This window comes from Lactobacillus sp. wkB10, assembly GCF_000760615.1.
GTDB lineage: Bacteria > Bacillota > Bacilli > Lactobacillales > Lactobacillaceae > Lactobacillus > Lactobacillus huangpiensis.
In genome coordinates, this window is sequence record NZ_JRJB01000004.1 from 34,995 (window position 1) to 47,851 (window position 12,857).

Genomic DNA, 12,857 nt, shown 5'->3' on the forward strand with positions numbered 1-12,857 from the left:
TGTTGGTTAGCTACCAACGATCTAATCATTATTGATCTAACAACCAGATTTTAAAATCAAACAATGTATCTTTTAGATACTAAGTTTCAATGCGGTTTATTACCGTCCTGCCTCAGCTCTATAGCGGAGGTTTTTTTATGCACAAAAATAGGGAACCGGATTGTTTTGATTCCCTATTTTATTTATAAATCGGCTATCTTAACCCGTTTTTCAAAAAGTCCAGTCGGTGACTGATAAATTAGTACTGCATCTGGTGATAAATTGATACCAGAACTTGATTGCAAACGTCCAAATGGAGTCCTTATACCCAAATATTCCATTTTTATTTCTACCATATTATCATGTAAGCCATTTAAAATATTACTCAAAGTAGATTTCTTATCATTAGTTGATAATTCAATAAATTTATCTCTACCCTTATGCAAACCATTTCTAAAACCTTTCATATCAAAAAGTGGTAAATATTGATCAACTTTTTGCAAAATCTCATCATATGCTTCTACTAGTAATTGATCTTGATCCTCGCCCTTTTTCAAGTTGTCTGTCACTATTCGCATAGTCTCCTGAGAAAGCGTCAGTTGTTTGGCATTAGCTTCATATTGATCAGAATAAAGCATAAACTTTTTGTCACCGTCTAAGACCACTTGCTTAAATGGTACATGATCTTTTATTACTCTAAAGCCTTTAACACCACGTTTAGGTTTCCCTTTGTTATCAAACATAATCTGCGGCTCAAGTACTTTGTGGAGTTCTCCTTGATAGTTTCCTTGTTTTTTAGCCTGGTTTAAACTTGCAAGAGTGCGCATCGGAACGCCAATAACTTTATAAATAGATTTTTTTGCCTGCTCAATTTTGACAATTACCATATATGCACCACTGTTACCGCTATAGCCACCGTAAATTTTCGGATCGAGTCCATTACCTTTAGGAATCAGCTTTCTAGTCTTCGCAAGGTCACGTTCACCGCGTGGATAAATAGTTACATCAAAAAGGCCACTATTTTCAGTATTCGTTTCTCTTGAAACCAGCATATACTTATAATTGTATGCTTTACGTAATTTATCAAAAATATCAGGATGCTTGTAAAAGACAATTCGATCACTATTATTTTCTTTAATTTTTTCTGGAGCTTTACGCTCAGAATTATCCTTTTGCAATAATGGCCACATAAACGTAAAGCCCTTGAAGTGTTTGATAACTTCCTTCTGCAAGTCCGGGTCTTGACTGAACTTTTTATACTTGCCATAAACAAAGTATGGACGATACTTAGGATAAACCTGGTACAAAAAGTTGCCACAAATAATTGAGAGGTAGGCATCAATGGCATGGTGATAGTCATTTACTTCACGACTCTTATATAAGTTTAGACGTTGACGCAAAGCCGAGTTATCTCCTGCTTTAACCGTAATAATTTCTGAATCTGGATATTTATTTTGCAAAATAACTGACACTAATTTGACTATTTGACTTGTTTCTACCAACTGTCTGTTAATAAACCCAGATTTTTGATATTTATTTAATCTATCTGGATCAAGTAGCAAATTACCTAGCTTATGCTTATTAATAATGCCATCCTTCTGCCAGTGTTTCCACATTTCACCTACTGTCATCTTCAGGTCTGAAACATAATTATTGGCGAAGCGCTTATAAGGTACATCATCCGATTTTTCTGCATTTAGCGGAGTAGCAGTTAATACTCTGTTATCAAAGGAATCATCTTTAATAAATGACTGTGGCAAAATATGATCAATCTGATAATTTGTCGATACTTCATCAATATTAATTTTTTGCCCCGTATATGCATCCCTTCCAGCCTGCATAAAGTATAAAAAGTACTTATCTTTTAGCAATTTACGACTGGTCATCGCTTCCTTTAAGCTATCCGTTAACTTCTGATCCACTAGTTCGCCAGCAGTTTCCTGATATGCTTTGAGCAATTTAGTGCCACGAATATGTGACAACTTTGGATTTTTATCAGGTTCGCGTGTAAATTCAATCGCAAATTGTGCAGGTTTCTTGCCACCTGCTGCTTTTACAACATCAGCTACTACTTTGACGACCTGCCTTATAGCTTTTTTGTTAGCTGGAGAAGTATAGGCGTCAGCCAAAATCTCTTCAACACCATTTGCTTGAGTAACATTTTGGTTTTCCTTAGCAATTGCTTCTTTAAAATCTGGTTCTGTCACAATTTGCATGAAGTTCTTTTGGCTATCCCACAGTTGTTCCATAATGTTTTGGCCATTTGTATCATGCAATTCAACAAGGAGCTTCCGTGATAATCTACCCCAGCCTTGCAAGCGCCAAGTTGAAATAGCTTTAAACTGTTCAGGTGTTAACCATTTAAATTCAGCATGCAACTTATCTTGAAAGATCTTTTTATCTTCAAAAATAGATGAATACTCAATTATTTTTTCAAAGTCTTTTTGATATTGTGGATCTGCTAATTCCTTATCAAACACATGTAAGCTTTTGAGGTGATAATAACTCGCAAGACTTGAATTAAATTTAGTTGGATCCGCCAGCCCCTTAATTTCTACAGTTGGCAAATGGAGATTTTGCTTCAAATAACTTGTCAAAGATTTTTCTGTGACAGTTTTCTTTTCTTCAAAAAGATCATTGAAAATTTGTTGCTTAAGGTCGACGCTGATTCTACTACCATTGATTCTAATATTATTAAGCTCATTTAGAACTTCAAATCTTTGATAAAGCAAACTATTAGCTGGCAAAACATCTTCACCTAAAAGATAAGTATCCTTAATAGTCATGCGCTTAATAAACTTGTTGGCAGATTCTTGACGGTCTACTTTTTGTTCAAAATTCCAAGGCGTAATCTGACCATCTTCTTTTCTGACCATCCAAGCAAAACTCTTACCGGAAGTTTTTTTCTGTTGATCGGCTGTAATCATCGGACCTACATAATAAGGTACTCTGAATCTAACCAGTTCATCTAACTTGTAAGGTGCTTGTTTACGGTGATCTTCTACTGGGTTTTCTGCAGCTAAGAATGGATAATATTGGCTTTGATTAGCAATAATCTTATCTAGTTCGATTTGATGCAGCTGAAACGGAATTACACCATTACTGTTTGTTCGCTGCTTAGGCATGAAGTTATCTGCAGCTATTTCTTGCCGTATTTCATGAGCAAGATCGGAATCGTCAAGATTATCCTTAACTATTTTATAAAATTCATCTTTGGTTAAAGCTTTTTTCTTTTTTTTATCTTCAAATGTTTTTTTGGCTTCCAGCAAACGACCATGACGATTATTAACGTATAAATCATAGGCTAAAAGCAACTTTTTAGCTATACTGCGATCCTGCAAAGTGTCGATATAAGCTTTTAACAACTTATAATCTTGGTGATGTTTGTCGTATTTGGCCACCATTGACTGTGATAAGCTCTTGTTTTCATCAACAATAGTACTTAAAGTAATTGCACTAAACAGCTTTTTAATTTCGGCAATAATAGTCTGATCAGTTTCATCAAGGTCTGGCAGTAATGCATCAAGCTTATCATCGGCATCCCCATCAGTCAGTTTGAATTCCCATTGCGCCTTGTCACTTTTATCGATTTCTTTGCCTAAGATAGTTTCAAATTGCGTTTTGTAGCCCATAATAGCATTAGCAATCTGCTTGGCTAAATTTTTTTCTTCCTTGGCAGTTGAATCCGTTAATAACTTGGCAATTTTCTTGACCTTGTCCATCTTATAAACGGTCTTTTCTGCATCTTTACCCCGTATAACAGCCTCAATATCGGTAGCGTTTGCGACATTTAATTCAATAGGATCTTGCTCTTCAACTATCTTTTCCGCAAAAGCGTTGTTGATATGCGATAAAATGGGTCCCACTTCAATTTTGGAAGCTTCAAAATCTTTAACAGGAGTATCTTGTAAAAAATTACCGCGATATTTAACAATGTGGTGGATGGCTAAAAATATTTCCCGCAAATCAAATTGACGGTCTTGCGTCATCAATTCATCACGCAAATGATAGATTGTAGCATAATGTTTATAAAATGCCTGATCTTCCTTAGCAGTTGGAAACACAATCGCCTGATACTTTTTGCGATCTTTATCAAGTGGCGAAACCCATGATTGATGCAGGCGCACAAAGAATCCCGGATCTACCTTAGCCATTGGTTCCGCAAATATTTCTTCCAGCAATCCTAAGCGCCATTTTCTACGCTTAAGTCGTCTTCTGGTAGTTCTAAAACTGCGACGCTCAGCAGCAGTGTGTCCTTCGTCAAATAAATGTGAACCAATTGCTGTTTTCCCTCTGAGCTTTAATAAGTTATTTTTCTTATCAGTCACGGCCCAGCCGCAAGAGTTGGTCCCGATATCGAGCCCCAGAATATAATCATCTATTCTTTTCGTCATATTCTTTCTCCTTAATTATTTCATTACTATAAGAATACCCCATACAACAAAATAATTCACTATCTTTTTCATATAATAAAAAAATGATGATCTTTGTGACCATCATTTATATTAAACAAATTAGAACTATTTGTTTGCTTTTTCTTTAATTGTTTCTGCAGATGCCTGTAATTTCTTTTCTTCCTCATCTGTCAGTGTCAATTCAACGGTTTGAACAATACCATCGCGACCAACAATTGCCGGATAAGATAAGTAGGTACCATATTTTTCCTGGTAATTTGAAACTGGCATTTCAGTGTGAGCATCACTTTGAATGGTTTCTACCAAACGAGTTACAGCAGCTGAAATACCGTAGTTAGTATATTGCTTGCCTTTATAAACTGTTTGACCACCGAATTTAATTTCATCGTTTAAGTCTTCAAGCTTAAGGTGCTTTTCTTCAGCTACTTCAGTAATTGGTTTTTCCAAAACTTTAACAGTTGACCAAGCAGTAAATTGCGAATTACCGTGTTCACCCAAGTTAAAACCTTCAACTGAACGAGGATCTACATTCATCCGTTCACCAACAGCACGCTTCATACGAGCCGTATCTAATAGAGTACCGGTACCAATGACATGTTTGCGCGGTAAACCAGTTAGTTCCTGGTACATATTAGTAATTGCGTCAACTGGATTGGTAATGGCAACCAAAATACCATTGAAGCCACTCTTCTTGATTGACTCCGCAATGTCTCCAATTCTCTCACGGTTATAATTCAACTCGGCAAAACGCTCGCCGCCTGCTTCCAACTCAATATTTCCAAAAGCACTAATGACAATGTCTGCATCCTTGAGGGCGGAATAATCATTGATTGTAATAGTAGTGTGGTGCTTCAAATTTGCCATCGCGTCTTGAAAATCAAGTTGATCTGCTCTAACCTTTGCTTCATTAACATCAATCATAACGAGGTCATCTACTAAACCTGTTAATATTAACTGCTGCGCTACCGTACTGCCAACGTGACCGTCACCGATAACTCCTATTTTATTACTCATAATTTTCCCTCCTACTTGTTTTTTCAAAATTATGTAATATCTATTATATACAAAATAATGATAAAAATAAAATTATTTTTAAAAAAATATTAGGTTTTTTGTCGTTATTGCTAAATATAAATTAAAACTACCCTGTTTTTAAATTTTTGCTTCTAAGAAAGCGTATACTAAAGAAAGGAGGTACATTATGAGACAAATTAAAATTGGTAACACTAACTTTACTGGTTCAGCTATTGCACTGGGAATTATGCGCATGAATAAATTGACTGTAGATGAAGCAGTCAAGGCATTAGAAACTGCCCATGAAACTGGGATTAATTATATTGACTCAGCCGATATTTATGGCCACGGTAAATCTGAAGAAATTTTTGGAGAAGCATTACAAAAATCATCTTTAAAACGCAACGATTTTTACATTCAATCAAAGACTGGAATTTATGAAAATCCTGATTTAAATTACAAGACTACAAGGTATGATTTTTCTAAGAAATATCTGATTAATGCTGTAGATGGTATTCTCTCTCGTATGAAAATTGATTATTTAGACAGTTTGCTGCTGCACAGACCAGACGCTCTGATGGATCCTGCAGAAATTGCTGCTGCCTTCGATGAGTTACAAAGAGACGGTAAAGTGCGTCATTTTGGCGTTTCCAACTTCAACCCGATGCAAGTCGATTTACTGCAGAGTGGAGTTAGTCAAAGACTGTTAATTAATCAACTGCAATTAAGTGTCATGCACACTGGTCCAATTGATTTCAATATTCACACTAATATGACTGATGAGCGGAGTATTGATCATGACCGTGGCGTTTTGGATTACTCACGCTTGCACAACATGACCGTTCAGGCATGGTCGCCTTTCCAATACGGTCAAATTGAAGGCAATTTCATTGGTAATCCTAAGTTTCCGGAGGTTAATGATGCCTTGCAAAAAGTAGCTGATCAAAAAGGTGTTTCTAAAAATGCTGTTGCTGCTGCATGGATTTTAAGGCATCCGGCAAATACACAAGTTATTATCGGTACAATGACACCAGCTCATATCATCGACAGTGCCAAGGGAGCAGATATTTCACTTACTGCTCAGGAATGGTATGACATTTATCTAGCTGCTGGTAACGATTTGCCTTAAAAATTAGCTGATAACACAAAAATCCTAACGCAATTTTACGTTAGGATTTTTTTTGCCAACATTAATCAATTGACTTGGATTTTCTACTGTAACTATTAGGTATATTGAGTTTTTTACGGTATTTAGCAATCACTCGTCGACTTAAAGTCACATCATGCGCTGCAAAAATTTCTACTAATTGCTGATCACTTAAGGGAGCACGGACATCTTCTTTTTTTATGATCTTTTGCAGGTCGTATTCTATGCGTGCTTGGGATAAATCAGTAGTTACTTTACGCGGAAAAAGAATTTTCAAACTGAAAACCTTATTCTGGCACTGGACGTATTTATCTTTAATCGCCCTGCTAATTGTACTTGGCGCCAGACCCAAAGCCTGAGCTGTTTCTTTTAAACCAAGTGGCTTTAATTTCTGCTTTTGCATTGTAGTTAAAAAACCATGTTGAAACTGGCCCACATATTTACCCAATCTCATGATAGTTTTCTGACGCTCTTCAATCGCATTTTTCATTTCAAGAAAACGCTGCTTTTGCTCCGAAAAATACTTACTTTCAGTAGACTGATCTTTTAATTCCCGATATGATTTTTCATCAAAAACCATCTCTGGTATTTGCGCTTGAAAGTTTTCTACCGTTATACGTCCATCTGTTACCTTGTAAATCAAATCGGGTAACAAATATTGAACATTACTGTCAACTATATAATCGCTGGCTGGAGTCGGGTTCAATGTTTGTATGCTGGCCAATGCATCATTTAATTCCGATATTGAAAACCTAGAGTTAGACCATTTTTTAGGATCGGCCAGCATTTCCAACTGATTATCAAGCAAAATTTCAAGTGCTACAGGATTAAAGTTGTCTTTTTGTTTTGCCTGAAGTGCCAGACATTCAGCCAGATTTGCACCCCCGATTCCACATGGATCAAGACTTTGAAGCAGGCTTTTTGCTCTTAATAATTTTGCAAGCGTAAACTCAGTTTGTTCAGCAATTTTAGCTAAATCAATTCTCAAGTAGCCATCTTCATCAAGATGGTAAATCAAAGCCTTGACTGCACTTTTTTCCCAACTGTGCCAGTCGCTTAAATCCACTTGCATCAATAAATGATCTATTAAATTCTCTGTTTCAGGCGAGCGCAGCCATTCCAAATTCTGCATCTCGCCTTTAGGTTCTTTCAAAGTCACAAAGGGATTACTAGCACTCATTTCCTTCATGGCATTTATTAAGTCATGAGTACTGTAGGAAAGAACGGTTAAATTCTGCTTTAATTTTGGTGACAAAAAAAGCCGTGTCACTAACTGCTCTTTTGGCTTTAATACCATTTTTTGCAATCGTGTCATCGGCTTTTCCTCCTCTTACTTAAATACAATTATACCAAATTATATTTATAGGAAAAAACTTTCTATCGTGGACGTAAATTTTCTCTTGCAGGTAGACTATTTGTTATTCCATTTGGATTAGCACCATACCAATAAGCTACTGAAGATAAGTCATCACTTCTTTCAAATAATCCCACATCATCGTTACCAATTTGTTGCAGAGTAACATGAATATCGTCATCAAAAGAAATAGGATCTACTAAATGCCAGCGGTATAAAGCATTCTGCGGCAAACCATCATTACCAAAAGCATGAGGTGAATTCGGTTTACCAGTACTGAAGTGTTCTCGTGAATGGTCTACATTACTATGGTAAGGGAATCCAAGGTACGGTGTACAAAAAGTAGCAGGATATGTTGTACCATCTTCATTATACTTGTGAAAAGCCCACGCTCCACCAAAGTAATCTTCCATCCCTGTAGAAGTAATTGTAGGGTATTTATGGTCTCCATCAAGATAAAATTTAAATTCTCCTTCACCCCACCAGTATCGTTCCAAAGCAGTTAATGCAATGAAAGTTCCAACATAGTAGCCATGATCAGAGATCTCAGGCAACAATGCATAGTCTTGTTGAATTTGGGTTTGTCTCTCCCTATTCCAGTATGCATGAAAATATAATTTATGAGCTTCATCAACTTGATCATGCAGTTCATAATTAATAGTATAGAAAAATGATCTAATATCCTGTTTGAACAAGTTTGTGATAGTTATACGTGCATGTTTTTTAAAAGGCATTTCAAAATATGAGTTCATGCCACCAGTGGGAGCAACAACAATTGGTGCAGAATTAACATCATAACGTTCCCCAAATCCATTGCAAAAGAAGTCTCCCAAAGGGCAATTCACAGCTGGAACTGTTTCATTATCCCAATAGATTCGTAAAATTGTATTACGCATAATAAAACTGCCTTGTTCAGTATGATCACGAATAGTAAACCACATATGTTTTATTTCACCAGAACCATTAATATCGGCAATGGTTATTTCTTCATTTATAGGTAAAGTAATGCTGGCTTTGCCCTTACGACTTGGTCCCAGCTCGCTTGCCGTCATAGCTGCTTTCCCTTTGGCTCCTGTTGGATTCTCCGGTGTTATGGCTCTGGTAGCAAAGGAATTATACTCTGTCAAACTGCTAAACATTTAAACGTTCCTTTCTTCAAGTTGAACACTATTATTAGTGTTTAAACTCTTCTTTATTAAATGGTCACAATTCTGTGGCTGAAAAATAACCTCTATTTCTTTCTTTAGAGATCCAGTTAAAGATACTGTGATTTTTTTCTCCATTTCGTTTTTTTGATAATTTAGGTTTACTTTCAATCCTTGAGCTAATGGGAATTGCTGCCAAGTAAAATCAGGAGTAATTTTCAGTGGTCTTAACCATAATTTATTTTCTGGTGCATCAAACTGAATACCCAATATATTTTTTATCATTAAAGCACTAAAAGTTCCATCGCTCCAACCACATTTACCACAATGATTAAAGCGACTAACCTCTTCCTGACTTTGACCAACCTCGTATGGCCACCACCACCAGCTGCCATCTAAATCTGCAAGCTTATTAAGCAAAGTTAGTCTCTTATCAAATTCATTACTATTATCAACTGTACCCATTAGCAAAGTAATGTATCCGGGAAAAGTTGCTTCTGATTGATTTCCCCATGAAATTCCTTTGCTTAATGAACTATAACTAGGATTTTGCTTACTTCCAGCAAATTTCATAGTAGAAAGATAATTTTTATTAATTACGTTACAAAATCCATAAAATGGTGCAAGTGTTGTATCGGATTCTTCACCATCATGGAATTCTAAAGTAATTTGCCCGTGGTGATTTACTCTGGTTAGAAAGTCCAGTCCCTGCTTTAACAGTCCTGTTTCATATTGCTTGGAATCTACACTTAGTTTGTGATTGCTTGTATTTATACCTTCAAGATATTTTTTTCTACCTTGTTTATTTTCAACTAAGCAATATTCATCAATATTCTTCTTCAATTTATCAGCAACTTCTTTATAATACTTTGCCTCTTTTGGTTGGTTCAAAATTTTATTATAAATATTACTGATACTATTTATAGCCGACCATAGAGTTATTTGAGTGCCAGTATGAAATTCTCCTAAAGCCAAACCATCAGAAATCCACTGTGATTTTATCAATCCGTATTTTTGATCTAAATGAGCAATTAAGTAGTTAACGACATATAAAACATGTTGCCACACTTGAGGATTATTTCTAATAAATTCAAAATCATTTGTTTGTGCCAAATAAAATGACAACAGGTTTGCACAATTCAATGAATTTACCACTGAATGCTCAATCCCTCCAACAAATTTGTCACCTTGTGGTTTAATTTCATATTGTGAAAACCACAAAATAATTCTTTTAGCCAATCGGTGATCAAAATAAATGGTTGGCAAGCTGGCATAATACATATCCCGCAACCAGGTACGATTAATTACTGGACTTGAGCCCCAATTTGCACCAACAACTTTATTATCAGTAGCGCAAGAAATACTATTTAAGGCACTATCTGCTTTTCTAATAATTAGTGCTGCCAATTGTGGCTTTTCAGGTATTTCCAATTGCCCATACTTTTGCGCAATATGATCGTAGGAAGTAACAATAATATTTTCCATTGCTTTTTTAGATACATTAAATGTGGCATTGGGATCAGTTATAAATACCCAACCAATACCTTGATGCATAGTACGTTTCCCTGCACAGTAATTAAATTCTACATTATGACGATCGGAAAATTTTTGATTAAAACATCTGGGGAAAATTAAATGTGCTTTATCATTACCTGTCAAAGCACAAACTTCAATTAGTCCACTAACAGAAGCACCTGACTCTAAATAGATTGGTAAGAATAGTTGTAAAACTTTAAAACTGCCAAAATTATGAATATACCTAGGAAACAAATTATGCATAAGATCATATCTTATTGTATGAGTTCCCTCTGCCAAAGAAAATCTTTGGTTATTAAATTCAATTTCAGAAGTAATATTCTCTTCTTGAACAAAGCTATTAGAGACCCAAGTGCCAGGTTTATCTTCAGTAAAATACGAGTCTCTAAAAAAGCTGATATTTTTTATAGTGCCTTTTTCATCTAAGCTAGCAAGCATTTTTTGATTACTAATATCAATTGAAAAGTCCTTGTCAGGAAGTAAATGTCCATAATAACTGTCTTTATTAGTGCTTGTTTCTTTGTTTTTCAAGGAAGTAATGTTATAAAAATTGTTTTCTGGTGTTTGCCAAGCTTCTTCGACAATTTTTTTAATTAAAGGATTCATATTAGACTATTCCGATTAATGACGCCAAAATCGATAGCACAACAATTGCAAAAATTAGGCTGATTACACCGATTTTCTTGTCTTTTAAAAGTTTGTAACATACTAAAGTAATTGCCACAGGTAACAAACCTTTAAATATTTGATCAAGGACCGATTGGACATCCATTATCGTTTTGCCACCCATTGTCCATTTAATCGTAGTTTTAAAAATTACCATTTGCACAGTCATAGCACCGACCATTACAAGTCCTAGAATGCTTGCAGCCTTGGTCAATACATTCATTAATCCATTTTCATAAAGTTTTTTAACATAACTTGAACCTAAAGAATAGCCCAAGAAACCGCCATAATAACGAATAATGTAGTTAGGTATATTAAACATGACTAAAAATATAATTGGTGCGAGGAAATTGCCATTTTTAGCAAAATTAATAGCCAAAGCAGCACAAACTGCACGCCAAACTCCCCAAAATAAAGAGTCGCCAATACCAGCTAAAGGTCCCATCAAGCTGGTCTTAACAGCATTAATTGAATCAGCATTGAAATCAGGTTCTTTACTGTTTTCCTTTTCCATTGAAGCGGCAATACCCATAACAAAGGTAGACATTGGTACAGTAGTACTAAAGTAAGAAGTTTCACGTTCCAAAGCTTTACGTCTGCCAGCTTCATCATTTTTATAATATTTATTAATGAAAGGCATTAGTGAGTAGCAGAAACCGCCACCACCCATTAAAACTGGGTTAACAGATATGTACATGGTTGAGGACCGCCAGAACATACTGCGAATCATTTTCTTTTCATCTTTAGACAAACCTTGTGTTAATTTCATGCGAAAAAGTCCTCCTCTTCTTGACTAAATGATTTTTTCTCATCCTTTTGATCTGAATCAGATACAGAACTAGTAACTCCCTTATTTTTAGAAAGTTTTATTTCACTCATATCACGTTCAGCAATAGCTACAGCTACAATAGCTGCAATGACCGCAATAGCCATTAATGGCAATTTTAAGTAAGCCATTAATACGACTCCTAAAAAGTAATATTGTGCCAGCTTGTTGTCCCATAACAGTAGTAGTAACATTGCCATTCCGACTGCTGGTAATAAATTACCTGCAACTGTTAGGCCATTCATAATTGACTTTGGAATTGCCTGCAGAGCAAATTGCACTGCCTTTGAACCAAAAAGAACAGCAAAAAACGGGATCAGCGAATATAAACCATAGTGTAAGAACCATAAGCCATAGTGTAGTGCTACCATTTTTTTATCTTCGCCTTTTCTTGCAAATTTAGCGAATAAAGGAGCAAAAGGCCCGATTACAAACGAAAGAATCATGTTTAAAAACTGTAAGCCTAATACTGCTAGTGGAAATGCTAGTGTAATATTAGCGCCCATATTTCCAGACTGAATTGTAAACACTGTAGCCAAAGCCGCAGCTAATGCCGGCTCTGCGGTGCTTGAAATACCAATATTGACGACACCCATAAAAATAGTTTCAACTGAAGCTCCTACTAGTAGTCCTGTGTGTATATCACCTAATAAAAATCCCAGTAAAGGCGCTACTACAATGGGTCTGCTAAGCATGGCATTTCCAAAAAATTCATGTCCTGCAGTGCCTACAAAAACCGCAATAGCAGTCATTAAAGCATCATAAAACATTTTTT

General features: G+C 35.7%; 8 protein-coding genes. 1 reads left to right on the top strand and 7 read right to left on the bottom strand.

The window, feature by feature from the left end; genetic code table 11:
- Nucleotides 1-182: 182 nt before the first annotated feature.
- Complete coding sequence (gene cas9 / locus LACWKB10_RS03515) at nucleotides 183-4,373, bottom strand: type II CRISPR RNA-guided endonuclease Cas9 (RefSeq protein WP_034978824.1); 4,191 nt, start codon at nucleotides 4,371-4,373, stop codon at nucleotides 183-185.
- Between the two features lie 126 nt (nucleotides 4,374-4,499).
- Entirely contained in the window at nucleotides 4,500-5,408 is a 909-nt protein-coding gene (locus LACWKB10_RS03520; RefSeq protein WP_034978826.1) for an L-lactate dehydrogenase, read from the bottom strand.
- A 187-nt stretch (nucleotides 5,409-5,595) separates the two neighbouring features.
- On the opposite strand from LACWKB10_RS03520, the gene LACWKB10_RS03525 reads away from it, so the two are divergent.
- Nucleotides 5,596-6,537 (top strand): aldo/keto reductase family oxidoreductase, encoded by a 942-nt coding sequence (locus LACWKB10_RS03525; protein ID WP_034978828.1) that lies wholly within the window; start codon nucleotides 5,596-5,598, stop codon nucleotides 6,535-6,537.
- Between the two features lie 61 nt (nucleotides 6,538-6,598).
- Here the strand turns inward: LACWKB10_RS03525 and rpoN are convergent, their stop codons facing one another.
- From rpoN to LACWKB10_RS03550, 5 genes are all read right to left on the bottom strand, one after another.
- On the bottom strand, nucleotides 6,599-7,870 hold the full coding sequence (gene rpoN / locus LACWKB10_RS03530) for an RNA polymerase factor sigma-54 (RefSeq protein ID WP_034978830.1): 1,272 nt from the start codon (nucleotides 7,868-7,870) through the stop codon (nucleotides 6,599-6,601).
- Between the two features lie 62 nt (nucleotides 7,871-7,932).
- The gene (locus LACWKB10_RS03535) at nucleotides 7,933-9,048 is read right to left on the bottom strand and encodes a glycoside hydrolase family 172 protein (protein ID WP_052060268.1); all 1,116 of its coding nucleotides are present in this window, start codon (nucleotides 9,046-9,048) and stop codon (nucleotides 7,933-7,935) included.
- Nucleotides 9,049-11,196, bottom strand: coding sequence for a hypothetical protein (locus LACWKB10_RS03540; RefSeq protein WP_034978832.1), 2,148 nt, complete (start codon nucleotides 11,194-11,196; stop codon nucleotides 9,049-9,051).
- A 1-nt stretch (nucleotide 11,197) separates the two neighbouring features.
- Complete coding sequence (locus LACWKB10_RS03545; RefSeq protein WP_034978833.1) at nucleotides 11,198-12,025, bottom strand: PTS system mannose/fructose/sorbose family transporter subunit IID; 828 nt, start codon at nucleotides 12,023-12,025, stop codon at nucleotides 11,198-11,200.
- Complete coding sequence (locus LACWKB10_RS03550) at nucleotides 12,022-12,852, bottom strand: PTS sugar transporter subunit IIC (RefSeq protein ID WP_034978835.1); 831 nt, start codon at nucleotides 12,850-12,852, stop codon at nucleotides 12,022-12,024. Before LACWKB10_RS03550 ends, LACWKB10_RS03545 begins: the two co-directional genes overlap by 4 nt.
- Between the last annotated feature and the right edge of the window lie 5 nt (nucleotides 12,853-12,857).

Excerpts from the sequence above, each read along its gene's own strand:
- cas9 (WP_034978824.1), bottom strand. The coding sequence starts at position 4,373 with ATGACGAAAAGAATAGATGATTATATTCTGGGGCTCGATATCGGGACC.
- LACWKB10_RS03520 (WP_034978826.1), bottom strand. The coding sequence starts at position 5,408 with ATGAGTAATAAAATAGGAGTTATCGGTGACGGTCACGTTGGCAGTACG.
- LACWKB10_RS03525 (WP_034978828.1), top strand. The coding sequence starts at position 5,596 with ATGAGACAAATTAAAATTGGTAACACTAACTTTACTGGTTCAGCTATT.
- rpoN (WP_034978830.1), bottom strand. The coding sequence starts at position 7,870 with ATGACACGATTGCAAAAAATGGTATTAAAGCCAAAAGAGCAGTTAGTG.
- LACWKB10_RS03535 (WP_052060268.1), bottom strand. The coding sequence starts at position 9,048 with ATGTTTAGCAGTTTGACAGAGTATAATTCCTTTGCTACCAGAGCCATA.
- LACWKB10_RS03540 (WP_034978832.1), bottom strand. The coding sequence starts at position 11,196 with ATGAATCCTTTAATTAAAAAAATTGTCGAAGAAGCTTGGCAAACACCA.
- LACWKB10_RS03545 (WP_034978833.1), bottom strand. The coding sequence starts at position 12,025 with ATGAAATTAACACAAGGTTTGTCTAAAGATGAAAAGAAAATGATTCGC.
- LACWKB10_RS03550 (WP_034978835.1), bottom strand. The coding sequence starts at position 12,852 with ATGTTTTATGATGCTTTAATGACTGCTATTGCGGTTTTTGTAGGCACT.